Annotated in this window: 18 protein-coding genes; 8 read left to right on the forward strand and 10 right to left on the reverse strand. The window is 75.8% G+C overall.

Annotated features, from left to right (window positions below):
* Positions 1 to 70 precede the first annotated feature (70 nt).
* Together K2F47_RS20765 and K2F47_RS20770 are read right to left on the reverse strand one after the other, a co-directional pair.
* Positions 71 to 727, reverse strand: a complete 657-nt coding sequence (locus tag K2F47_RS20765; protein ID WP_308198435.1) for a Crp/Fnr family transcriptional regulator — start codon at positions 725 to 727, stop codon at positions 71 to 73.
* A gap of 279 nt (positions 728 to 1006) precedes the next feature.
* The gene (locus K2F47_RS20770; RefSeq protein WP_242906291.1) at positions 1007 to 1894 is read right to left on the reverse strand and encodes a DUF6891 domain-containing protein; all 888 of its coding nucleotides are present in this window, start codon (positions 1892 to 1894) and stop codon (positions 1007 to 1009) included.
* A 220-nt stretch (positions 1895 to 2114) separates the two neighbouring features.
* Here K2F47_RS20770 and glnII point away from each other — a divergent pair, with 220 nt between their 5' ends.
* Together glnII and K2F47_RS20780 are read left to right on the forward strand one after the other, a co-directional pair.
* Complete coding sequence (gene glnII / locus K2F47_RS20775; protein ID WP_242906292.1) at positions 2115 to 3128, forward strand: glutamine synthetase; 1014 nt, start codon at positions 2115 to 2117, stop codon at positions 3126 to 3128.
* 162 nt (positions 3129 to 3290) lie between these two features.
* Complete coding sequence (locus tag K2F47_RS20780; RefSeq protein ID WP_242906293.1) at positions 3291 to 3938, forward strand: hypothetical protein; 648 nt, start codon at positions 3291 to 3293, stop codon at positions 3936 to 3938.
* A 12-nt stretch (positions 3939 to 3950) separates the two neighbouring features.
* Here K2F47_RS20780 and K2F47_RS20785 read toward each other — a convergent pair whose 3' ends face one another.
* The 3 genes from K2F47_RS20785 to K2F47_RS20795 all read right to left on the reverse strand — a co-directional run bounded on the left by K2F47_RS20785 (position 3951) and on the right by K2F47_RS20795 (position 7111).
* On the reverse strand, positions 3951 to 4781 hold the full coding sequence (locus tag K2F47_RS20785) for a hypothetical protein (protein ID WP_242906294.1): 831 nt from the start codon (positions 4779 to 4781) through the stop codon (positions 3951 to 3953).
* A gap of 85 nt (positions 4782 to 4866) precedes the next feature.
* A complete protein-coding gene (locus tag K2F47_RS20790; protein ID WP_242906295.1) occupies positions 4867 to 5319 on the reverse strand; it encodes a universal stress protein in 453 nt (150 codons plus the stop codon).
* A gap of 25 nt (positions 5320 to 5344) precedes the next feature.
* The gene (locus K2F47_RS20795) at positions 5345 to 7111 is read right to left on the reverse strand and encodes a RelA/SpoT family protein (RefSeq protein WP_242906296.1); all 1767 of its coding nucleotides are present in this window, start codon (positions 7109 to 7111) and stop codon (positions 5345 to 5347) included.
* Between the two features lie 276 nt (positions 7112 to 7387).
* Between K2F47_RS20795 and K2F47_RS20800 the strand changes: the two genes are divergently transcribed.
* From K2F47_RS20800 to K2F47_RS20825, 6 genes are all read left to right on the forward strand, one after another.
* Positions 7388 to 13882: a type I polyketide synthase gene (locus K2F47_RS20800; protein ID WP_242906298.1), complete on the forward strand. Its 6495-nt coding sequence runs from the start codon at positions 7388 to 7390 to the stop codon at positions 13880 to 13882.
* Positions 13879 to 18189: a beta-ketoacyl synthase N-terminal-like domain-containing protein gene (locus tag K2F47_RS20805; RefSeq protein WP_242906302.1), complete on the forward strand. Its 4311-nt coding sequence runs from the start codon at positions 13879 to 13881 to the stop codon at positions 18187 to 18189. The genes K2F47_RS20800 and K2F47_RS20805 overlap by 4 nt, the downstream gene beginning before the upstream one ends.
* A complete protein-coding gene (locus K2F47_RS20810) occupies positions 18186 to 18452 on the forward strand; it encodes a hypothetical protein (protein WP_242906304.1) in 267 nt (88 codons plus the stop codon). Before K2F47_RS20805 ends, K2F47_RS20810 begins: the two co-directional genes overlap by 4 nt.
* Positions 18453 to 18482: 30 nt before the next feature.
* A complete protein-coding gene (locus K2F47_RS20815) occupies positions 18483 to 19712 on the forward strand; it encodes a glycosyltransferase (RefSeq protein WP_242906305.1) in 1230 nt (409 codons plus the stop codon).
* Entirely contained in the window at positions 19709 to 20380 is a 672-nt protein-coding gene (locus tag K2F47_RS20820; protein ID WP_242906306.1) for a hypothetical protein, read from the forward strand. The genes K2F47_RS20815 and K2F47_RS20820 overlap by 4 nt, the downstream gene beginning before the upstream one ends.
* Positions 20381 to 20595: 215 nt before the next feature.
* Positions 20596 to 20949, forward strand: coding sequence for a hypothetical protein (locus tag K2F47_RS20825; RefSeq protein WP_242906307.1), 354 nt, complete (start codon positions 20596 to 20598; stop codon positions 20947 to 20949).
* Here the strand turns inward: K2F47_RS20825 and K2F47_RS20830 are convergent.
* The 5 genes from K2F47_RS20830 to K2F47_RS20850 form a co-directional block, all read right to left on the reverse strand.
* The gene (locus K2F47_RS20830) at positions 20946 to 21605 is read right to left on the reverse strand and encodes a DUF1361 domain-containing protein (RefSeq protein WP_242906308.1); all 660 of its coding nucleotides are present in this window, start codon (positions 21603 to 21605) and stop codon (positions 20946 to 20948) included. The genes K2F47_RS20825 and K2F47_RS20830 overlap by 4 nt on opposite strands.
* Positions 21606 to 21665: 60 nt before the next feature.
* Complete coding sequence (locus K2F47_RS41430; protein WP_242906310.1) at positions 21666 to 22940, reverse strand: DUF2510 domain-containing protein; 1275 nt, start codon at positions 22938 to 22940, stop codon at positions 21666 to 21668.
* A gap of 3 nt (positions 22941 to 22943) precedes the next feature.
* Positions 22944 to 23342: a hypothetical protein gene (locus K2F47_RS20840; protein WP_242906311.1), complete on the reverse strand. Its 399-nt coding sequence runs from the start codon at positions 23340 to 23342 to the stop codon at positions 22944 to 22946.
* Positions 23343 to 23386: 44 nt separating this feature from the next.
* Positions 23387 to 23740: a DUF6191 domain-containing protein gene (locus K2F47_RS20845; RefSeq protein ID WP_242906312.1), complete on the reverse strand. Its 354-nt coding sequence runs from the start codon at positions 23738 to 23740 to the stop codon at positions 23387 to 23389.
* Between the two features lie 61 nt (positions 23741 to 23801).
* Positions 23802 to 24422: a pyridoxamine 5'-phosphate oxidase family protein gene (locus tag K2F47_RS20850; RefSeq protein ID WP_242906313.1), complete on the reverse strand. Its 621-nt coding sequence runs from the start codon at positions 24420 to 24422 to the stop codon at positions 23802 to 23804.
* Positions 24423 to 24468 lie beyond the last annotated feature (46 nt).

A 24468-nucleotide genomic window follows, 5' to 3' on the forward strand; every position in this document is an offset into this window, starting at 1 on the left:
GGCCAGTTTCCGGGAGGTCGCGCCTCCGGTGTGTCCTGAATCGGACGTAGCAGCCGGAAATTCGGCGCGGTCAGCCGCGCACCATGCGGCGCAGCGCGTCCAGGTCGTGGATGAGGATGCGGCCGCGGCCGGTCTGGATGAGGCCCCGCGCGGCCAGCTTCGCCAGGTCGCCGGAGACCACGCCCCGCGACAGCCCCACGGTCCGGCCGAACTCCCGCTGGTCGAGGGGCACCTCGGCGGCGTTCCCCGGGCGGTACCGGGCCGTGGGGGAGACGGCGAGGCGCAGCAGCGTCCGGATCACCCGCTGCTCGGCCGGCAGCGTGGGCAGTTCGGCCCGGAAGATCTCGCCCTCGCGCAGCCGGTTCACCGCGTGGTTGATCAGCGCGTGCGCCGAGTTCATTTCCTTGATCGCCCGGTCGAAGTCGGTCAGCGGAACAATTCGCACCGCGCACCAGTCGATCGCGGAGACGTTCGCGGAATGCCCGGTGCCGCTGAGCGGGGCGATTTCGCCGAGGACGTCGCCGGCGCCGCGGACGGCGAGCACAATCTCATTTCCGTCCGCGCCGCTCCAGGTCACTTTGACGCGCCCGTGCAGCAGGACGAGGAGATGGTCGTCCTTTCGCCCTTGGTGGAGCATGAGTTCGCCGGGCAGAAATGTCCGGGCGGATCCGGCTCCCGCCAGCCGGGCCCACCCGCCCTCCGGAAGGATGGAGTTGAAACCGGTCACATCGCATCAGCGCCAGTCTGGGGTCATCGACCGATATCGATCTCGGAGCACACCCGGTGGTGGAACTCACGATACCCACATCGGTTCTGGCGGGTCACGCATTTCCAGGAGAAAGCGGAATGCGGCGCGTATGGAACGGTACGAAAACGGTGCGGCGCGGCTTTCGATCATGAATGGGAAAGGTGCGGAGGGCGGCCCGCCGTGTTCTCGATCAATGCCGCAGCGTTCTCGATCAATGCCGCCGTGTTTTCGATCAATGGCGGGCGGGAGGGCCGGGTGTCACCCGGGCCAGTCCTCGGTCTCGTGCTCGCCGAGGACGGCGAGGGCCGCCGCGTCCTGCTGGACGAGCGCGGTGAGCATCTCCGCCGCCTCGGCGAGCGTGGCCGCCCGGCCGTGGCTGCGGCGGTTGACGCGGTCGTTGATCGTCAGCCACAGGGCGGGGCCCTCGTTCCAGATCAGGCTGAACCCGCCGCCCGTCCGGCCCTCGACGTTGACGAAGTTGCCGGTGTAGGGCGTCAGGTCGTACAGGACGTCGCGCGCCTCGGCCAGCGTCATGGGGGTGTCGTCCTCCAGGCCGCGCCCCCGGGCGTAGTCGTGGTAGGTGACGTGGAGGTCGCGGTCGCGGGCGGGTTCGGGCGCGCCCGGCCAGGTCGCGAGGTCGCCGTGGCGGCGGCGCCGCCAGGTGAGATCGACCTCGACGCGCTTGGCGGGGTCGCCGTCCCAGGTGACGTCGAGGCCGTGGCGGCGCAGCGCCTCGGCGACCTCGGCGCCGATCTCGGCCTGCTCGGGCGGGTGCTCGGCGTCCCGGAAAATGCCGTAGGCGAGCATCAGCCCCTCACCGGCGACCGCGCGCTCGACGTCCTGCCGGTGGCAGAAGACGTAGCCGCGCCGCTGCTCTCCCTCGGGGACCTCGGCGCCGATCTCGGAGATCCCGCAGTTCTGGCAGCAGGCGAAGTCGGCGCGGGCCACGATCCCGGCGACGTCGAGGTCGCGGAAGGCGCGCAGGAGCCGGTCGGTGCCGGTCACCTCGGGCCAGGTCCGCTGGTCGGCGAGGTAGGCGGCGAACTCCCCGGCGACGGCCTCGGGGGCGGCCTCGGACTCCTCGACGACGCCGTCGAAGTCGTTCTCCCCCAGTGCGAGGAGGAGGTGGATGCGCTCGTGGTCCATGGCCGCGAGTATGACCGGAACAGGGGACGTTTCGTGAGTGTGAGCACTATCTCATCGTGTTCGTACTGCTCAGGGCTCGTTTTACATGCCGTTCACATTTGGGCAACAGGTCCGAAACGGCCTGTTGGCACCGTCGGAGACGCCGGAACCCGCGGCGCCCGCACCCGCGGCGTCCCGGACCACGGCGCTCGGAACCCACAAGGCCCTCGGAGGGAACACGTTGAGCTACAAGGCCGAGTACATCTGGATCGACGGCACCGAGCCCACCGCCCGGCTGCGGTCCAAGACGCGGATCCTGGCCGACGGCGCCGACCTGCCCGACTGGGGGTTCGACGGTTCCAGCACCAACCAGGCGCCCGGCGACAACTCCGACTGCGTGCTCAAGCCGGTCTTCTCCTGTCCCGACCCGATCCGGGGCGGTGACCACAAGCTCGTCCTGTGCGAGGTCTTCCTCGTGGACGGGACGCCCCACCCGACCAACACGCGGGCCCTGCTGCGCCCGGTCGCCGAGCAGTACGCGGCGCAGGACTCCTGGTACGGCATCGAGCAGGAGTACACGTTCTACAAGGACGGGCGCCCGCTGGGCTTCCCCGAGCGCGGCTACCCGGCCCCGCAGGGCTTCTACTACTGCGGCGTCGGCTCCGACGAGGTCTTCGGGCGGGACATCGTCGAGGCGCACCTGGACGCGTGCATCGACGCGGGCCTGAAGATCTCCGGCATCAACGCCGAGGTCATGCCCGGGCAGTGGGAGTTCCAGATCGGCCCGGCCGGGCCCCTGGAGGTCGGCGACCACCTGTGGATCGCCCGGTGGCTGCTCTACCGCATCGCTGAGGACCACGACGTCGCGGCCACCCTCGACCCCAAGCCGGTCGAGGGCGACTGGAACGGCGCGGGCGCGCACACCAACTTCTCCACCAAGGCCATGCGCGAGGGCTACGACGCCATCATCACCGCGTGCGAGGCGCTCGCGGAGAAGGCGCAGGAGCACCTGGCCGGGTACGGCGCCGACATCGAGCGGCGGCTGACCGGCATGCACGAGACCGCCGCCTGGAGCGAGTTCAGCTACGGCGTGTCGGACCGGGGCGCGTCCGTCCGCATCCCGTGGCAGGTCGAGGCGGAGAAGAAGGGCTACATCGAGGACCGGCGTCCGAACGCCAACGTCGACCCGTACGTGGTGGCCCGCCTGATCACGGGCACCTGCTGCGCGGCGCTGGAGCGCGCCGGGCAGGTCTGAGCAGACCCCGCCGGGAGGCGGGTTCCGGAGGATCCCGAGGGCCGCGCCCTCGGGATTCTCCCTTTTCCGGACGTGGCCAAGGGGAGGCAAATTGTTCGGGTTGGGGGAGTTCCACCGATCGGTGCCGGGTAGCACCTACTCGTTCGCACCGGGGGAGGGGACATGCCCGATTCGCCATTCGGGCGGTACTCCGGCGGCCTGCCCGGCAGGCACGCCGGCCGCCCTGCGCCACGGCCCTTCGAGCGCTCGTTCCGGTGTCCCTCCGCGGCGCGGCGGCGCCCGGCGGAGGCGCCGGCGAGACGGTACCAGGACTTCGTCGCCCTGCACGAGGAGATCTCCGCCGGGTCCGACCCGGCGCTGCGCCCGCTGTGGTGGACGGGGCTGGCCTGCGCGATGCTCACGGCCGGCCTCGCCTTCGTCGTCGTGCTGGGGGTGCGCGGCATGCTGGACGTGCGGGTCCCGGTGTTCGCCGGGCCGCACACCGGCACGGCCGCCGCGGCGACCAGCTACGCGCTGTGCGCGATGGCGGGGACGATCCAGGCGACCGCGCTGATGCACCTGCTGCTGGCGACGGCGGCGCGCCCGGTCCGGGCGTTCGCCTGGATCGGCGGCGCCGGCGTCCTCGTCGTCGCGGCGCTGCCGCTGCTCCCGCAGGCGCCGCCGGACGCGGCGCTCGTCACGGCCGGGCTCAACCTGGCGGGCGGGGCCGCGGTGGTCGCGCTGCTGGCGGCGGTGGTGGCCGCGTCGCTGGGAGACGCGGCCCGCGCCGCGCGCCGCCCGCGCCGCCGCTTCCGGCACGGCGAACTCTGACTGCGCCGGTGGTCAGGCGCGGCCCACGGTGATCGTCAGGGGGTCGGGGGCGGTGCTGGAGACCACGCGGACGTGCCGGAGCCGCCGCCGCACCTGGACGTCGACGGGCGCGCCGGGCGCCATCACCCGCAGCTCGCGGTGCAGGCCGGAGAAGCCGAGGCAGAGCGTGACGTCCCAGGTGCCGCGCGGCAGCGGGTCGTCGATGAACGCGCGTGTCACCGGGACCCTGGCCGTGTAGCCGAGGCCGCTCGCGAGCTCCTCCAGCATCGCGATGACCTGGTAGGACTGGCGGGTGCGGCGCTCCAGCAGGTTCAGCGTGCCGGAGATCGGCGCGGTGATCCGCCGGAGGTCGAGGTGGCCGGTGACCGAGACCTCCTCGTCCCGCTCGTCCCAGGCCAGCCGGTCGGCGGGGGCGGACCCGGCGGCGTGCGGGCGGCCGCCGACGTCGATCGCGAGCCCGCCCCGGAAGCCGAAGTAGGCGACGACCGTGGTGGGGCCGGGCAGGAACCGGCGCTGCGGCGAGGTGTCGATGCCGGACGCGTGGTCGCGGCCGAGCGGCAGGACGACGTTCTCCGTCGGCCGGCCGATCGCGACGTCCACGTCCCACAGGCCGCCGGGCAGCGGGTACCCGCCCTCGAAGGACGCGACGTCCAGCATCGCCGCGAAGCCGACCGCGCCGTCCCGCACCGCGACGGACGCCGGGACCCGCAGCACGCAGCCGCCGTCGCGCTCGCGCAGCAGCAGCTCGATCTCGGGGACCGGCGCGGCGCCCCGCTCGATCTGGCCGGCGATTCTCAGGCACGACCCCGCCCAGCGGAGTTCCGTCAGGCATGGATCTGGCATCGCGACCCCTCCGCGCTCTCATCCCCGAGCCGGCTTCTCCTGGTCGGTTACCTTTCCACTGCGCGGCCGGGCCAACCGGGCCCGGTCAGGGGACGACGGTGACCGGCCAGCGCCCCGACCGGACGAGCCGGACGGCGACCGAGCCGATCAGCCGGTGCCCGGCCTGCGCGGACGCGCCGACCACGACGGCGTCGGCGCGGGTCTCGTCGGCGACGCGGGCGAGGACGGTGTACGGGTCGCCCTGCTCGGTGACCAGCTCGTAGGGGACGGGGGTGCTCGCGGCGGCCCGCTCCAGCTCGCCGCGCAGGTAGGCGGTCGTCTCGTCGGCGGTCTCGCGCAGCACGGCGGCGCCGCCGGGGGTGAGCGTGCTCAGCGCGGCGGTCGGGGTCACCTGGACGATCACCAGCCGGCCGCCGCCGCGCCGGGCGAGGCCCCAGGCGTAGGCGCCCGCGCGCAGGGAGGTGTCCGACCCGTCCACCCCGACGACGATCACCTTGGGGCCGTCGACGCCGTATTCGAACGGGCTCTCGTCGCTCATGCGGCCCAGCGTAGTGGGGCGGCGATCACGGGCGGGCGAAGCGGGCGAGCAGGTCGTCCAGGCGCAGCGCGCCGGTGCCGAGCGCGCCGTACATGGCGTCGGTCTCGGGGTAGCCGAGCGATCGGGCGACGGCGAGGGACTCCCCGCGCGCCTCGGCGGCGAGCAGGTCGACGTGCCGCCCGGCCAGGGCCTGGACGAGCCGCCGCCGCCCGGCCTCGGCGGCCTCCTCGGCCCGCCGCCTGGCCAGCCCGAGCCGGATGTGGACGCGGGCGGACACGGTGGCGGCGAGGTCGAGCCAGTCCTCGGACGGGGCGGCGGACGGGTCGGTGAGGATCTCGACGACGTTGCCGCTGCGGATCTGCACCGACAGCGGGGCGAGCCGCCCGTTGACGACGGCGCCGATGCAGCGGTCGCCGACGGCGGCGCCCTGGGCGTAGGCGAAGTCGAGCGCGGTCGCCCCGGCGGGCAGCGCGACGGCCTCGCCCCGCGCGGTGAGCGCGGCGACGTTCCCGGCGGCGAGGTCGGCGGCGAGGTCGGCGCGCAGGCCGTCCAGGAACGCGGCGGACGTGGCGCCCGACTGCCAGGCGAGCAGGCGGCTGAGCCAGACCAGGTCGCGGCGGCCCGCGACGGCGGTGGCGGTGCCGCCGGACGCGCCGCCCGCCGCGTCGCGGACGTGCGCGACGATGCCGTACTCGGCCACCGGGTGCATGGCGCGGCTGCGGACGATCACCTCGAACGGGTCGCCGGCGGGGCTGATCACCCGCGTGTGCAGCGACCGGTACATGTTGTCCTTGGGCGTGGCGATGTAGTCGCGGACCTGCCCGGCGACCGGGTGCAGCACCGCGTGGACCGCGCCGAGCGCGACGTAGCAGTCGCGGTCGGAGCCGTCCACGAGCAGCAGCAGCCGGGCCGCCTCGCAGGGCCGCAGCCCGGCGAGCTCGCCGCCGAAGGACTGGTGCACCGCGTACAGGTGCGACGGCCTGACCCGCAGCGCCGCCCGCAGGCCGTGCTCGGCCAGCGACCGGCGGACCCGGCGCACGGCCGGGCCGAACGCGCCCCCGGCGTCGCGGAGCGCGGCGCGGACGGCGTGCTCGGTGGCGGCGTGCGCGTCGGGGGAGCGGGCGGCGAAGGCGAGGTCGTCCATCTCGCGCTTGAGGACGTAGATGCCGAGCCGCTCCGCGAACGGGACGAGCAGCTCGTGCGACGCCTTGGCATACCGGGCGCGCTTGTGCTCGGGCTGGTAGCGCAGCGTCCGCAGGTTGTGCAGCCGGTCCGCGAGCTTGATCACCAGGACCCGCAGGTCGGCGGCGGCCGACAGCACGATCTTGCGGAACGTCTCGGCCTCGGCGCGCTCGCCCCAGCGCTCGCCGTCGAGCTTGGTCACCCCGTCGACCAGCACGGCGATCTCCTCGCCGAACCCGGCGCGGACCTCGCCGATCGTGTACGGGGTGTCCTCGACGGTGTCGTGCAGGAGCGCGGCGACGAGCGTGGCGGTGTCCATGCCCATCCCGGCGAGGATCATCGCGACGGCGAGCGGGTGGGTGATGTAGGGGGCGCCGGAGCGGCGGAGCTGCCCCCGGTGGAGCCGTTCGGCGACGGCGTACCCGCGCAGCAGCTCGGTCTGGTCGGCGCCGGGATGGGCGGCGTGGTGCGCCGAGAGCAGCGGGGCGAGGGCCGCGCGCAGCGGCCCGTCCCGGGTGGCCGCGCCTCGGCGGCGTAACGGCAACCGGAACCTGCCCGGGGTAGCCGTCGTGATCCCGGGTGTGCTGTTCGTCGGATCGAGGGTAGCCATACGCACCCGTCCTGAACCGCCTGGGCCCCGGCGCGCGAATGCTCCGGGGTGTATCCGACATTATGCGTGACGACTCCGTCGCGGTGCGCGACCGGCACGGGTTTTGTCCAGGCCAAGGGAACTCCCAAACTCCTTTGCGGTGCCGTTCCACCCGCGTTCCCGGGTGTGTCGCCCCGCGATCACGATGTCACCGACCGTAGTGTGGCGCACCGTCGAACCAGGGTTTCAAGCCGCGCCGCCGGGGTTCGGGCCGCGCGGGACGTCGGGGGGCAGCGCATGGCGGCGGACACGGGCGGGGCCCGGGACGGGGCCGGGGCCCGGGACGGGGCGGAGCGGCGCGAGCCGGGTCCGGGTCGCCGCCCGGACGGCCGCCGCGCGCCCGAGATCATCGGCGTCTCCCCGTTCGGCCGTCCCGCGTCCCGGCTGGCCGTGGCGGTCGCGCGGGCGGGCGGGCTCGGCGTGCTGGACCTCGGCACGGGCCGCGCGGCGGCGCTCGCCGCGCTCGCCGACGTGCGCCGCTGGTGGACGGGGCCGTTCGGCGTCCGCGTCCCGGCGGGCTGCGAGGTCCGCCCGGCCGAGCTGCCGGACACGGTCGAGGCCGTGCTGGTCGACGCGCCCGCCCTGATCCGCGACGACTCGCTGGACGTCGCCGGGTTCGCCCGGGGCAGGCGGCTGCTGATCGAGGTCGTCGCCCCGGAGGAGGCCGCCGCCGCGCTGCCCGTCGCCCAGGGCCTCACCGGAACCGGCGGGACGGGTCTGATCGCGCGCGGCCGCGAGGCGGGCGGCCGGGTCGGCGAGCTGACGACGTTCGTGCTGCTCCAGTGCCTCGCCGCCGATCCCGCCGCGGACGTCCCGGTGTACGCGGCGGGCGGGATCGGCCCGCACACGGCCGGGGCGGCGGTAGCGGGCGGAGCGGCGGGGGTCGTGCTGGACGCGCAGCTCGCGCTCGTCCGGGAGATGGACCTGCCCGCGCCCGTCGTCGCCGCGCTCACGGCGATGGACGGCGGCGACACGGTGGTCGTCGACGACCACCGCGTGTACGTGCGCCCCGGCCTGCCGGGCGAGGACGGCCTGCTGCACGTCGGGCAGGACGGCCCGCTCGCCGCGTCCCTCGCCGCGCGGTACAAGACCGCCGGGGGAGTGGTCCAGGCCGTCCGGAACGCGATCACCGAGCACATCGCCGCCGCCGTGCGGGCCGCGCCGCTCGCGCCCCGGTCGGCGGCCGCGCTGCCGGTCGCGCAGGCACCGATGACGCAGGTCAGCGACAGCCCCGAGTTCGCGGAGGCCGTCGCGCGCGCGGGCGGGCTGCCGTTCCTCGCGTCCGCGCCCAAGGACGGCGACCGGATGCGCGAGCTGCTCGCCGAGACCGCCGACCGGCTCGGGACGCGCCCGTGGGGCGTGGGCGTGCTCGCGTCCGCGCCGCGCGAGGTCCGCGAGGCGCAGCTCGCGGCGGTCCGCGCGGCGGCACCGCCGTTCGCGGTGGTCGCGGGCTGCGGTCCGGCGGAGGTGGAACCGTTGGAGGAGGTGGGGGTCAGCACGTTCCTGCACGTCCCGTCGCCGGGACTGCTGGAGCGATACCTGGCCGAGGGCGCCCGCCGGTTCGTCTTCGAGGGGCTGGAGTGCGGCGGCCGGGCCGGCCCGCGCGCGAGCTTCCCGCTCTGGGACGCGCAGGTCGAGCGGCTCATGGGGTTCGGCGGCGACGCGTCGGAGCTGTCGCTGATGTTCGCGGGCGGCGTCCACGACGTGCGGTCCGCCGCGATGGTCGCGGCGCTGGCGGGGCCGCTGGCCGCGCGGGGCGCCGAGATCCGCGTGCTGATGGGCACCGCGTACCTGTTCACGCCCGAGGCGGTCGAGGCGGGTGCGATCCTGCCCGGCTACCAGGAGGTCGCCGTCGAGTGCGGCGGGACGGCGCTGCTGGAGACCTCCCCCGGGAACGCGACCCGCTGCGCCCGCACCCCCTACGTCATCGCGTTCGAGGAGGCCCGCCGCGAGCTGACGGCGGTGGGGATGCCGAAGCGGGAGGTGTGGCGGCGGCTGGAGGAGCTGAACCTCGGCCGGCTCCGCGTCGCCGCCAAGGGGCTGCGCCGCCGCCCGTCGCTGCCCGACCCGCAGCCGGTCGAGGCCGCCGAGCAGCGCGCCGAGGGCCTGTTCCTGATGGGCCAGGTCGCGGCGCTGCGCTCGGCCGCCGTCCCGGTCGCGGACCTGCACGCCGAGGTCACCGAGGGCGCGACCGCGCTGCTGGCCGCCCGCGCCGCCGACCTCGGGATCTCGGCCCGCCCCGGGCCGGTCCCGGCGCGGCCCGCCGACATCGCGATCGTCGGGATGGCCTGCGTGTTCCCCGGCGCGCCCGACGCGGCCGCGTACTGGGCGAACATCGTCGGCGGCGTCGACTCGGTCACCGAGGTCCCCGCCGGACGCTGGGACCCGGAGCTGTACTTCGGCCCCGCCGAGGACGGCCGGACCCCGTCCCGGTGGGGCGGGTTCATCCCGGACGTCCCCTTCGACGCCCGCGCGTACGGGATCGCGCCGGACGCGCTCGGCAGCGTCGAGCCCGTCCAGCTGCTCGCTCTGGAGATCGCGTCCCGCGCGCTGCGGGACGCCGGGTACGCCGACCGCCCGTTCGACCGGTCCCGGGCGTCGGTGTACTTCGGCGCCGAGAGCGGGGGCGACCTCGCCGCCGCCTACGGCATCCGCGCGACGCTCCCGTCCTACCTGGGGGAGGTCCCGCCCGGCCTGGACGAGCAGCTCCCGCGCCCGACTGAGGACTCCCTGCCCGGCGTGCTCACCAACGTGATCGCCGGACGGATCGCCGACCGGCTCGACCTCGGCGGCGCGCACTACACCGTCGCCGCCGCCTGCGCCGCGTCGCTGGCCGCGCTCGACGCCGCCTGCAAGGACCTCGCGGCGGGCGGCAGCGACCTGGTGTTGTGCGGCGGCGCCGACCTGCGCACCGGCATCCGCGACTACCTGCTGTTCGCGTCCGCCCGGGCGCTGTCGCCGTCGGGGCGCTGCGCGGCGTTCGACGCGTCCGCCGACGGGATCGCGCTCGGCGAGGGCGTCGCGTGCGTCGCGCTGAAGCGCCTCGCCGACGCCGAACGCGACGGCGACCGGGTCTACGCGGTGATCAGGGCGGTCGCCGGGGCGGGCGACGGATGCTCGCCCGGCCTCGCCGCGCCCCGCGCGCGGGGGCAGCGGCGCGCGCTGGAGCGCGCCTACGAGCGGGCGGGGGTGGCGCCGTCGGGGGTCGGGCTCGTCGAGGCGCACGGCTCCGGCAGCGAGATCGGCGACCGTACCGAGCTGGACACGCTCGCCTCGGCGTTCGCCGGCGCGGCGCCCGGCGGCGTCGCGCTCGGCTCGGTCAAGTCGCAGATCGGGCACACCCGGTGCGCCGCCGGGCTCGCGGGCCTGATCAAGACCGCGTACGCGCTGCACACCGGCGTCCTGCCGGGGACGCTGCACCTGGAGCGCCCGAACAGGGCGTGGGACCCGTCCGGCCCCTTCGGTTTCGGCCGGACGGCCCGGCCCTGGGCCGCCGCGCCCGCCGACCGGTACGCGGGGCTCAGCGGGTTCGGGGTCGGCGGCGCCAACTTCCACGCCGTGCTGTCGGGGTACGACGGCGCGCCCGAGCCCGTGTCGGGGCTGGCCGAGTGGCCCGCCGAGCTGTTCCTGGTGCGCGGCGACGACCGGGCCGCCGCGCGCGCCGAGATCGACCGGATTCGCGCGCTGCCCGGGAGCCTGCGCGCGCGGGCCCGCGCCTGCGCGTCCGGGGAGGGCCGGGTGCGGGTCGCGCTCGTGGCCGTCGGCCTGGACGACCTCGCCGCCAAGCTCGACGCCGCCGCCGAGTTCCGCTCCGCACCCGGAGTGTTCGTCGCGCCGGACGAAGCGGCGGCCCCCGAGGTCGCGTTCCTCTTCCCCGGGCAGGGCAGCGAGCGGCCGGGCATGCTCGCCGACCTGTTCGTCGCCTTCCCCCGCCTCCAGCGCCTGCTGCGGCTCGGCGGCGGCCGGTACGCGGCCGCGATGTTCCCGCCCGCCGCGTTCACCCCGGACGAGGAGCGCCGCCAGCGGGACGCGCTGGCCGACCCGCGCGTCGGGCAGCCCGCGCTCGGCATCGCCGGACTGGCCGTCCACCGCCTGCTCACCGCCGCCGGCGTGCGTCCCGGCCTCGCCGCCGGGCACGGCCACGGCGAGCTGGCCGCGCTGTGCGCCGCCGACGTCTTCGACGAGGACGGACTGGTCGAGCTGAGCGCGGCGCGCGCCGGGGCGGTCCTGGACGCGGCGGGCCCCGAGCCGGGCGCGATGGCGGCGGTGACCGCGCCGCTGCGCGAGGTCCGCGCGGCGCTCACGGGCGTCTCCGAGATCGTCGTCGCGAACCACAACGCGCCCCGCGAGGTCGTCGTCTCCGGCACCGAGGCGGGGCTCGAACGCGCCCTCGCCGTCCTGGCCGAACGCGGTGTACGCGCCGAGCGCGTGCCCGTCGCGTGCGCGTTCCACAGCCCGCTCGTCGCCCCGGCCGCCGCCGCGTTCCGCGCCGACCTCCTCGCCCGCGACCCGCGCCCGCCCGCGTTCCCGGTCTGGTCCAACGCGTCCGCCGCGCCCTACGAGGGCGACCCGGCCGACCTCGCCGCGACGCTCGCCGGGCAGCTCGCCGCGCCCGTCCGCTTCGTCGAGCAGATCGAGGCGATGCACGCCGCGGGGGCGCGCGTGTTCGTCGAGACCGGCCCCGGACGCGTGCTGACCGGCCTCGTCGGCGCGATCCTGGACGGCCGCCCGCACACCGCCGTGAGCTGCGACGTCCCCGGCGAGCGCGGGCTGCCCCGGTTCCTGCTCGCGCTCGCCGAGCTGGCCGCCGCCGGGGTGCCGGTCGACCCGCTGCCGCTTTTCGCCGGACGCGACGCCCCCGCCCCGCCCGAGCCCGCTCCCGGGTGGCTGGTGAACGGCCATCTCGTCCGCACCGCCGACGGCGGCTACCCCGACGGCGCGCTCCGCCCCGCCCAGCCCGTAGGAGCCCGGCCCGTCGGAGCCCCGCGTGATGCCGACGCCCCGCCCGATACAGGAGACCAGCGTGTTACAGGAGAAGCGATGAGCGAACGTCCGGAACCCGGCTCCGATGCCGCCGTCCTGGAGTTCCTGCGCGCGGGCCGCGAGATGGTCGCCGCGCAGCGCGAGGTGGTGCTGCGCCACCTCGGCGCGCCCGAGGCCGCGCCGCCGTCCCCGGCCCCGGTGCCGCCGCCCCGCGCCACCCGTTCCGGCCTCTACCAGGCGCCGCGACGCAGCGCCCCGGTGCGCGGCACGCCCAGACCGGGCACCCATGTGGGCACGTCAGCGCTGTCGGGCCCGGCGGGCGGCGGGGGGATCGTGCGGCAGGTCGTGCGGACCGTCCCGCTGGAGGCGCTGCCGGTGTCGGACGAGGCGGGCGCGGCGTTCGCCGGGCGCCGGTTCCTGATCGTCGACGACGGGGGCGGTATCGCGCTGGAGCTGGCCGCCATGCTGGAGCGGCACGGCGCGCAGGTGCGGACCCCCTTGACCGTCGACGGGGCGTGCGACGGCCTCGTCCACCTCGGGGCGCTGCGGCCCGGCGCGACGGCGGTGCTGCCCTCCGCCTACGAGGGGATACGGCGGGCCCTCGGTGAGGGCCTGCGGTGGCTGGTCCTCGCGAGCGGCGCGGGCGGCGGCTTCGGACGCGGCTTCGAGAGCGGTCCTGATGGCGCCGCCGCCGATCCGGCGCCGGGCGCGGGCCTGCGGGGTCTCGCGCGGACGGTCGCGTGCGAATACCCGGAGACGCTCGTCCGCGCCGTGGACGTCGACACCAAGGACGCGCCCAGGGCGATCGCGGAGCGCATCCTCACCGAGTTGTCGCACGCGGAGCAGCCGGTCGTGGTCGGGCACGAGGGGGACGTGCGGCGCGGGCTCACGGTCGCGCCGTCCGAACTCGCGGGGGAGCCCGTCACCGGGCTCGGCCCGGACGCCGTGGTGCTGCTCACCGGCGGGGCCAGGGGCATCACCGCGCGGGTGGCGCGCGCTCTCGCCAGGACGAGCGGCTGCCACATCGAGATCATGGGACGCACCCGGGAGGCCGAGCCCGCCTTCGAGGGCCTGGAGGACGAGGCGGCGCTGCGGAGTGCGATCATCGCGCGCGGCGGGCGCACCCCGGCGCAGGTCGAGGCGACGGTCCGGCGGGTGCCGGCCGAGCGGGAGGTCCGCCGGAACCTGGCGGCGCTGCGCGCGGACGCGGCGTCCGTCCGCTACCACGCGGGCGACGTGCGGGACCCGCGGGCCGTGCGCGACGTCGTCGAGCAGGTGTACCTGCGGCACGGACGCCTGGACGGGGTCGTGCACGGCGCGGGCCTCGCCGACGAGCCCGGCTCGTTCGAGCGCGTGTACCGGACGAGGGTGGACGGCGCGTGCGCGCTCGCGGCGTCCATCCGTCCCGACGTGGGGTTCTTCGTCGTGTTCGGGAGCGCCGCGGGCGTGCACGGCGACCGGGGGCGGGCCGCCCACGCGGCGGCCGGCGACGCGTGCGGCACGCTCGCCCACGTGTGGCGGACGCGCCTGGCAGGCCGGGTCCTCGTCGCCGACTGGGGGCCGTGGGCGGACGCCGGGGCGGCGCCTCCCGAGCAGGCGCGGCACGGCGGCGGGCTGATCGACCCCGAGGCCGGGACGGCCGCGCTGCTGCGGGAGATCGCGCACGGCGACGAACCGCACGTCGTGTTCACCGCGGCGGCCGGCAGGGCACCGGTCTCCCGCGCGCCCTGGAACGGGACCGCCCGGTGATCGACAAGCGGGAGCCGATCGCGATCGTCGGCGCGGGCGCGGTGTTCCCCGGCGCCGGGTCGGCGGCCGAGCTGTGGCGAGGCGTGCTGGCCGGGTTCGACGCGATCACCGACGTCCCGGCAGGGCGGTGGGACCCCGCGCTGTACTACGACCCGGCGGCCTACGGCCGGGCGCCGCAGAGCGACCGGTTCTACTGCCGCCGCGGCGGGTTCGTCGACGACCTCGCCACCTTCGACCCGGCGAAGTTCGGCATCATGCCCGCGGCGGTGCGCGGCATGGAGCCCGACCAGCTCCTCGCGCTGCGGACGGCGGGCGAGGCGATCGCGGACGCGGGCGGCGACGAGCGGCTGCCCGACCGGGAGCGGATCGGCGTGGTGATCGGGCGCGGCGGCTACATCACGCCGGGCGTCGCGCGGTTCGACCAGCGGGTCCGCACGTCCCACCAGCTCGCGGGGGTCCTCGGGGAGCTGCTGCCGGGTCTGGAGAAGGAGCGGCTGGAGGAGATCCGCCGCGCGTTCTGCGACCGGCTCGGGCCCGACGACCCGGACGCCTCGATCGGGCTCGTGCCGAGCTTCGCCGCGTCCCGGATCGCCAACCGCTTCGACCTGCGCGGCCCCGCCTACACGCTGGACGCGGCGTGCGCGTCCTCGCTGCTGGCGGTGGAGCACGCGGTGCGGGCGCTGCGCGGCGGGCACGCGGACGCGATGCTGGCGGGCGCCGTCCACCACGCCCACCACGCGACCGTGTGGAGCGTGTTCAGCCAGCTCAGGGCGCTGAGCCCGACCGGGACCATCCGCCCGTTCGACCGCGCCGCCGACGGGACGCTGCTCGCCGAGGGCACCGGCGTCGTGCTGCTCAAACGCCTGTCGGACGCGGTCCGCGCGGGCGACCGGATCCACGCGGTGATCCTCGGCGCCGGGTCCTCCAGCGACGGGCGCGCGTCCAGCATCATGAGCCCGCTGGTGGACGGGCAGGTCCTCGCGGTCGAGCGCGCCTGGCGGGACGCGGGCCTGCACCCGGCCGAGCCCGGCGCGGTCGGGCTGGTCGAGGCGCACGGGACCGCGACCCCGGCGGGCGACGAGGCGGAGCTCGCGACGCTGCGCCGCGCGTTCGGCACCGGCGGCCCGCCGATCGGGCTCGGCACCGTGAAGTCGATGATCGGGCACGCGATGCCCGCCGCCGGGATCGCGGGGCTGATCAAGGCGGCGTTCGCGCTGCGCGACGGCGTCCTGCCGCCCACCCTGAACGTGACCGACCCGCATCCCGCGCTGGAGGGGGGACGGCTGCGGCTCGTCCAGGAGGCGGCGGAGTGGGACCGCACCGGCGACGCGCCGCGCCGGGCCGTCGTCAACGCGTTCGGGTTCGGCGGCGCCAACGCCCACGTGATCCTGGAGGAGCCGCCGTCGGCACGGGCGCCCCGCAGGCTGCGGCCGCCCGACGCGGCGGAGGAGGGCGTGCTGCGGCTCGCGGCCCGCACCGCCGACGAGCTGGCCGAGCTGCTCGCCGTGCCCGACGACCGGCTGCTCGCGCGGCAGCCCGAGCACGTCCCCGACCTGCCGGTGCGGCTGGCGATCGTCGGCCCCACCCCGCGCCGCCTCGACCTCGCGCGCGCCGTCGTGCAGCGCGGCACGGCCTGGCGGGGCCGCAGCGACGTGTGGTTCGCGCCGCGCCCGCTGCTGGCGGGCGGCGGGCGGCTGGCGTTCCTGTTCCCCGGCTTCGAGCCCGCCTTCGACCCCCGGGTGGACGACGTCGCCCGGCACTTCGGGCTGCCCGCGTTCGTCCCGACCGGCCGCACCGACATGATCGGCCATGCCGCCGACGCGCTGGGCGTCGGACGGCTGCTGGCCGCCGCGCTCGCCGAGCTGGGCGTCGAACCCGACCTGGCCGCCGGGCACGGCCTCGGCGAGTGGACGGCGATGGCCGTCGCGGGCGTGTGGGACGCGGACGCGGTCGAGGCGTTCGTCGCCTCCCTCGACGACGACACCGGCGAGGCCCCCGACCTGGTGTACGCGGCGCTGGGCTGCGGCGCCGACCGCGCCCAGGAGGCGATCGGCGGGCGCCCCGGCGTCCACGTCAGCCACGACAACTGCCCGCACCAGTCGGTGGTGTGCGGCCCGGCGGAGGATATCCGGGAGATCCTCGGGCGGCTCGCGTCCGAGGGCGTCATCGGGCGGGAGCTGCCGTTCCGGGCCGGCATCCACACCCCGGCGGCCGAGGGCTACGGGGAGCGGGTGCGGCGGGCGTTCGAGGCGCTGCCGGTCCGCGCGCCGCGCGTGCCGCTGTGGTCGGCGACGACGGTCGCGCCGTTCCCCTCCTCGCCGGAGGCGGTGCGGGCGCTGGCCGCCGCGCACCTGCTGGAGCCCGTGCGGTTCAGCGAGTTGATCGAGGAGCTGTACGGGAGCGCGCACGTGCGGGCGTTCGTCCAGGTCGGGCCGGGCGGCCTCACCGGGTTCGTCGGCGACCGGCTCGGCGCGCGCGAGCACCTCGCGATCGCGGTGAACGCACCGAAGCGCGACGGGATGGCGCAGCTGCGCCGGGTCGTGGCGGCGCTGTGGGCCGACGGGTACGGCGCGTCCCCGGCGCCGCCCGAGCCCGCCGGGGGGATGCGGCTCGACCTCGGTACCCCGCTGGTCAGGCTGGACGGCGCGGTCCCGCCGATCGGCACGGACTCCGGCGTCCCGGAGCTGCCGGACGGCGACCCCGTCCTCGCGGAGCTGGAGGCGCTGCTCAACGACGCGACGTCCGGCGCGCAGACCGTGCTGGAGGCGCTCGGCAGCGGCGGCGGCGCGGGCTCCGCCCCCGGCGGCCCGCCGTCCGCCGCGGCCGAGCTGGTCGTCTCGCGGGTGTTCTCGCTGGAGGCGATGCCGTTCCTCGCCGACCACTGCGTGTTCCCGCAGCCCCCCGACTGGCCCGACATGTCGGACCGGTTCCCGATCGTCCCGCTGGCGACGCTGCTGGAGGTGATGGCCGCCGCCGCCCGCGAGCTGCTCCCGGACCTGGTCGTGATCGGGTTCGCCGACGTCCGCGCCGTCCGGTGGGTGGTGGCCGCGCCGCCGACCTGCGCCGACATCCGCGCGCACCTGGTCGACGACGGCGGCGGCCCGCGCCGGGTGAAGGTCGTCATCCCCGGCCACACCGACGGGACCGTCCTGCTCGACGCGTCCTACCCCATGCCGCCGACCCCCGACCGGACGCCGCTCACCGGCGAGGGCCCGCCCGTCGTCACCGCCGACCGGCTGTACGAGGAGCGCTGGATGTTCCACGGCCCGCTGTTCCGCGGCGTCACCGAGATCACGGCCCTCGCGCAGGACGGCCTGCGCGGCGTCCTCACCGTCCTGCCCGCGCCCGGCGCGCTCCTGGACGGCGCGGGGCAGCTGTGCGGGCACTGGCTCCAGGTCTACGGCGAGGACGATCAGACCGTCTTCCCCGTGGGCGTCGAACGGCTCGCCCTCTACGGGCCGCTGCCGCCCGCCGGCGAGGAGCTGAGGACGACCGTCTGGAACCAGACCCTGACCGAGACGACCATGCGCTGCGCGGTCGAGATGGTCCGCCCCGACGGGAGCCTGTGGGGACGCGTCGACGGCTGGACCACGCACCGCTTCTACACCGACGAGGCCGTCTGGCGGATGCGGTTCACGCCCGAGGTGTCGGGCACCGGGGAGCCGCAGGAGGGCGGATGGTGCCTGGCCCGCAAGCGCTGGGACGGCGCCGCGTCCCGCGACCTGCTCATGCGCCAGTACCTGTGCGCCGCCGAACGCGCCGAGTACGAGGCGCTGCCCTCTTTCGCGCAGGGGCCGTGGCTGCTCGGCCGGATCGCCGCGAAGGACGCCGTGCGCGACCACCTCTGGCGCGCCGGGCACGGGCCGCTGTTCCCCGCCGAGCTGACCATCCGGGACGACGGCGCCCACCGTCCCACCGTCACCGGGCCTATCTCCTGTGAGGGGACGACCCCCCGCACCGCCCGGAACGACAGCTTCGCCGAACCGCTGACGCTGTCGATCGCCTGCGACGGCGAGCTCGGCGCCGCGATCGTCCGGCCGGGCGGCGAACCGGCGGGCATCGGCCTCGCCGACTGCTCGGAGGGCATCGAGAACGCGCAGGTCCGCGCGGCGAAGCAGGCCGTGCTGCACTACCTGCCCGCGGGCCGGGAGCGTCCCGACCTCGTCGTGACGGCGGTCGAGCCCGGCCGGGTCCTGGTCGCGGGCGACGGCACCGTCACGACCGTGCCGACCCGCGAGCTGGACGGGCACGTCGTCGCCTGGACGGCGGCGTCCGGAGGCACCGACATGGAGGAGAGCAGAGCATGAGCGACGTCCTGGACGAGGTCGTCCGGATGCTGACCGAGGTGGTGGGCGAGGACTTCCTCCTGGACGTGGAGGTCGGTCCGGACACCGCGTTCGGCGACGAGCTGGCCCTGGAGAGCATCGAGTTCGTGGCGCTCGTCGAGCTGCTCGGGGAGCGCTACGCGGACGCCGACGTCCCGGCCTTCGTCGCCGGCCTCGACCTCGACCGGATCGCGGGCCTGACGGTCGGCGACGTCGTGGCCCACATCGAGGCCGCGCATGCCTGATCCCATCGCGCCCGGTCGCGGGGGAGCGCGATGAGCCCGCGCCGCGTCCAGGTGCCGTCCCTGCTCGGCGACCGGCCCCGCCCGCGGATCGTGCGCGAGAAGCGGCCCGAGCGGCGGTTCCTGTTCGCCGTCCCGCCGCTCACCGGGCACGTCGAGCCGACCGTGGCGGTGGCGGCCGAGCTGGTCCGGCGCGGCCACAAGGTCGCCTGGACGGGACACCGCACCACCCTCGAACCGCTCCTGCGCGCCGGCTCCAAGATCTTCACCTCGGTCGATCCCGGGTTCGGCGACCGGCTGCCCGCGCTCCGCGAGGCGCGGCTGAGGATGCGCGGCGCCGCCGCGTTCCGGTTCCTGTGGGAGGAGTTCGTCGTCCCGCTCGGGCACGCGATGACGCCGGGCGTCGGCACGGCCATCGACCGGTTCCGCGCCGACATCGTGGTCGCCGACCGGCTCGTGCTCGCCGCGCCCGTCGCGGCCCGGCTCCGCGAACTGCCCTGGGCGACGTCGGCCGCGACGTCCGCCGGGCTCGCCCGCCCGCTCGCGGGCCTGCCCCAGATCGAGGGGTGGGTGCGCGACCAGATCGGCGCGTTCCATCGCGCGCACGGGGTGGAGAGCCCGCCGGACCCGCGCTTCTCCGACCGGCTCGTGCTGGTCTTCTCGACCTCCGCGCTGGTCGGCGGCTCCTCGCCGTTCCCCGGCCACTTCGCCTTCGTCGGGCCCGCCCTCGGCCGTCCCGCGCCGACCGACTTCCCCTGGGAGTGGCTGGACGGGCGGCCCACCGTCCTGTTCTCCCTCGGCACGGGGCACGGGCCGTCCGGCGAGCGATTCAGCGAGGTCGCCGCGGACGCCGTCCGGGGGCTGGACGTGCAGGCCGTCATCGCGGGGCCGGTGCGGCTCGCCGACGTGCCGGACAACGTCCTCGTCCGCGAGCACGTCCCGCAGCGCAAGCTCCTCGAACGGCTCTCGGTCGTCGTCTGCCACGGCGGGCACGACACCGTCTGCGAGTCCCTCGCGCACGGGCTGCCGCTGGTCATCGCGCCGATCCGCGACGACCAGCCGGTCATCGCCCGGCAGGTCGCGGCGTCGGGGGCGGGCGTCCCGGTGCGCTTCGCCCGCGTCCGCGCGGACGAGCTGCGCGCCGCGCTGGAGACCGTGCTCGCCGACGGGCCGCACCGGGCCGCCGCGCGCCGCGTCCGCGACTCGCTCGCCGCCGCCGGGGGCGCCGCCGAGGCCGCCGACCGCCTGGAGGATCTCGCGTGAGCTGGCTTCCCCTGCTGGTGGCGGCCCTGCTCCTCGCCGACGCCGCGCGGCTGCGCCGCCGCGTCGCCGGGCTGCGGGTGCTGCCCGCGCCGCCCCGCGCGCCGCTGCGCTGGGACGGCGCCGCCGGTGCCGGGGCGCTCGTCGTCGCCGCGGGCGCGGTGCTGCCCGCGCAGACCCGGCAGGCCGCCCTGGCGCACGGACGCGACCTGCGGCGCCTCGACCTGATCCCGGCGGACCTCCCGGTCGTGCGCGCCCTCGACCTCGCCCGCGCCCCGCACGACCCCGGGTTCGCGAGCGTCGTCGGGGGCGGGTCCGGCCCGTCCGACCGGGCCGTCGTCGCCTGCCACCTGACCCCGCGCGCGCCCGCGTGCCGTGGCCGCGCCGCGTCCCTGCGGGCGGCGGGCGTCTCCGTCGGACGGACGGTCGCCCGCTCGGTGTGCACGCTCTCGGCCGTGCTGGCGACGCTGCCTGCCGACTGGGGCGCGGTCGCCGTCATCGCCTACTGCGCCGTCCCCTACGTCGTCTTCTGCGGGACGCCGCTGTCGCCCCGGGACCTGCACCGCATGGCGCTGCTGCGTCCCGTCCTGACCCCGTACACGTGGTGGCGGACGCTCGCCGAGGGCGTCGCGCTCGCCCACGTCCGCCATCCCCTCAGGGAGAAGGCGTGATCGGCCAGGCGGCTATTTCGGACATACCAAAAATGGACGGCCGCCGCCTTCTGTCGGAAAACTCGCGCTGAGCCCTGCCCTTGATGCGGACGTCCGCGGGGTGGTTATAACCCCCGTCTCCACGGGGACCCGGAGACGCGCGGCCGCCTCCCGCGTTTGTCCCGATATCAGGCGGCACCGCTCTGACCTCCGCCTATTTCGGTATTCTGCACGGCATGTCAGGAACGAAGATCAACCCAGCCTTCATCATCTTCGCGGCGGCGGGCTTCATCATCGTGGGCTTCGCGCTGTTCGGCAGCACCGTCGCCGGTGCCGGGATCGACGACCCCGACGAGAACAAGGCGGAGATCACCCTCCAGCTCTCGGCCATGCTCAACTACTGCGTCGCCGGGCTGGCGTTGATCGTCATCGGCGTCGGGTTCCAGATCGCGACCGGCGGCTCCAAGGCCCCGGCCGCGCTCCCCGGCCCCGCGCCCTACGGCCCGCCGCAGCCCTACCAGGCGCAGCAGCCCCAGCAGCAGGCCCCCGGGCAGCCCTGGGGACAGCAGCCTCCCGCTCCCCAGGGCTAGGACGACGTCGTCAGGACACCCTGAACCCGCCGCGCCCCCTCCAGGGCGGCGTCGCGGAACGCCACCGCGAGCGCCCGGGTCATGAAGTGCCCGAGCCATATCACCGCGAAGACCCCGAGGATCAACATCGGGGCCCGCTGCCACGTCAGGTGCAGGACGATCCGCTCCAGCGCCGCCTGCGGGGCGACGACGGGTTCCCAGCTGTTCAGCCGGGCCCACCGTCCGAGGAAGATCCCGATGGCGCAGAGCGCGTGCGCGGCCACCGTGACGCGCCACCGCCACGCCCCCAGCCCGATCCGCGTGAGATGGCGCAACGCCCCGCCGAGCGCCAGATAGTAGGCGAGGAAACCCGATCCGACGAGCACCGCGTAAACCGGCAGGACGGCCGTCACCACCGGCCCGTCCTGCGTCGAGAGCACGATGTCACTGCGCAGATGGACGAGGTCGGTGACCACATAGGGCGCGTTGGGCAGGAACAGCGCGAACAGCACCAGCCCCATCCACCAGAATGGCGACCGCGACAGGCTCCGCCCTCGAAAGAGCACCCAGCCGAGCCCCACCGGAATCCATGCCAGCAGCAGATTCCATCCCATCCACCAGGCGTCCCGGCGGAGAACACCGTCCAGATTGGGCGCCACCTGCTCCACAAGGTTCATTTCCCCATAATGCATGACCGCCGCCGACGAATGTGAGAAAGGACGTCGCCGCGCGAGGGTTCAGGAAAGGCGGCGGCGGAGGCGGTGGGTGCGGCGGGCCAGGCGCACCGGCACCTCGCCCCGCTCGCTCGCCTCCTCCAGCGTCTGCTCCAGCGCCGACAGCAGGTCGGGGCCGAGGCCCGCGCGGACGGCGACGACGTCCGCCCGCGCGTCGGAGCGGGCGGTGAACAGCCGCGCGACCACCGCCGCCGCCGACGCGGCCGCCGCCGGGATCGCCACCAGCAGCGACCCCGCGCACGCGAACGCGGCGAACAGGAAGACCGGCACGAACCCGACCGGACGGTGCCAGCCGACGGCCCGCCGCCACATCGGGCGGACCGGCGACCACAGCGCGCGCAGCACCCACTGCGCCGCGCGGTTCGGCAGCGTGAGCTGGGCGTGCACGAACACCGGCAGGAGGCGCGGGCCGAGCGCGTGGCCCACTTCGTGGGCGAGGACGCCCGCGAGCTGCTCGGGCGACAGCGTCCGGGCGGCGTGCGAGGTCACCGTGATCACGCGGCCCGCCGGGGCGCAGGCGTTCAGCTCGCCGGAGTCGGTGACCAGCAGCCGGTAGGTGCGGGGGTGCAGGCCGAGCCGCTCCTGGACGTCCTGCCACGCCGCCCCGATCCCGGCCGCCTCGGAGTCGTCGACGGGGCGGTGGCCGTGCACGTGGCGCGCGGTGGACGGGGCCAGCGCGAGCAGCGTGACCACCACCCACCCGCCGACCAGCGCCACCGGGCCCCACACGGGCCACATCAGGTGCAGCGCGTAGGAGGCGGGCGCGACGGCCGCCGCCTCCACGCCCAGGATGACGGGAAGGCCGATCGACGCCCCGCGCTGCGGAGACGGCGCGGGACGCGGGGACGGCGCCGGACGCGGCGGCGCCTTGACCAGGTCGGGCGGCGAAGGCACGTCGTCCTCCGGGAGGCCGTTCGCCGACGTGTCGTTCGAGGCCGTGTCGTTCGCCGCGGTGTCGTTCGCCGACGTGTCGTCGTCCAGGGGAGGACGCGGGATCGGCGGCCTCGGGGGCGTGGGCGGGATGGCCGTGTCCCGAGGCGGGGAGTTCCGTGCCGGTTCCGGGGGAGCGGGACGGGCGGCCGGTGCCGGACGGGAGAACGCGTCAGAACGGGGCGGCGGGGCGGCCGCCTCCCGGGGAGGGGGTGTGGAGGCGGGACGGTGCATCCGGGCGGGCTTGCCCTCGTAGGGGCGAGATTGTTCTGTCCACGCGGTCCCGTCCCAGTAGCGTTCGCGTCCCATCCAGTGGGGATCGGGGTACCACCCGGGCTCGGCGCTCACCGGTCAGAGCTTCGGGGTGAAGGGGCGGCGGTGCGCCGGGTCGTCGGGGTCGGCGATCGCGCGCATCGCGGTCTCGACGAGCGCGATGGCCTCCTGGAGCGCGACGAGGCGGGCGCCCTCGCGGCGGTAGGTGTCCATGACCGCGTCGATGCCGTGCGGCGGGACGAGCGCGCCGAGGTCGACGCGGGCCGTCCGGAAGCCCTCGCGGGCCGCCTCGACGGACGCCGCCACGTGGTGGCGGGCCATCCGGGCGAGCGTCAGGGGGTAGCGGCGCAGGACCCCGTAGCGCCGGTACTCGGGCGGCACGAGTTCGAGCAGCCAGGCCATGGCGGTGTCCTCGAAGCGGTCGGTGCCCGGGGGGTGCACCTGCGCGGGCCAGCCGGGCGGGACATGGGCGCTCACTCGGTCAGGATAACCCGATGTTCGAACTTGTGTTCGAACGAGGGTCAGTCGGCCACACCGGGCTCGGTGCGGCGGATGCGGATCTTGCCGGAGTCCAGGTCGTCGCGGCGCGACTCCCCGGACCCCGCCTGCTCGTGGTCGTCCTGCCGCAGGATCCGCTCCCGCTGCTGCTCCTCCTGTTTGACCTTCTTGGAGCCCTCGAACGCGGAGGCGAGATCCTCGAACATGCCGCCGCCGAAACCGGCACCGGTCTCGCCGTCACCACGGATGGCGCCCATCAGGGACGACTTGCCCGTCCCCTCGCGGGGCCACTCGACGATCTCCTGCTCGGCCGGCTCGGACCTGTGGCCCATGGCACGGCCCTTGACGCGCTTGCGGCGGCGAAAGGGTGACTTCACACACTCTCCAACGCGATGAGTCTCCAGATTGATCCCGGCGGGCGGACAGGCGTCCCTGACCTCAGGTCCCGAACGACCACCGGGTGGGAGATCCGGTGAAGTCTCCCTGGCGCATCCCGAACGCCCGCTGCGGCCGTACCGCTACGGTCGCGTTCACCACGGGGTCCAGGAAGTCCACACGATAGCCGGTGGCGTACTTGGCGTTGACGAGGTCGATGAACCGCTGGAGCGCGCCCAGTTCGGTGACGACCTTCGCGGTGCCCTCGATGACCACGGGTTCCTCGGCCTCCTCCGTCGTCACGACGACGTTGGGGTTGGCCCTCAGATTCACCATCTTCCGGGACGGGACGCTGCTGCTGAACATCAGCTCCTCCCCGGACCAGGCACCCCACACGGGCATCGCGTGCGGCCGTCCGTCCGGCCGCACCGTGCACAGCCAGAAGTTGCGGGCGGCGCGGAGGCGCTCCACAGCCCACGCCCACGGAAGCAGGCCGCTGCCCTCGTCCGCGCCCAGGATGCCGTAGCCGGGCATGTGCGGACGGTCCGCCGTGGGGTTCGCGGCGCGTTCCGGCGCCGCGAACGGCAGCGTGGGCCGCCGCGCGGACGCGGGGTCCGGGTGGGTGGGCACGGGTCGCGGTTCGGTGGTGGGCTCCGGTCGAGCTGCGGCACCGGAAGCCGACATGGCGTTCTCCCCTCGGTCGGGCTCTCCCGGGACATATCGTTTCAGA

Source organism: Actinomadura terrae, assembly GCF_022751215.1.
GTDB classification, from domain to species: Bacteria; Actinomycetota; Actinomycetes; order Streptosporangiales; family Streptosporangiaceae; genus Spirillospora; species Spirillospora terrae.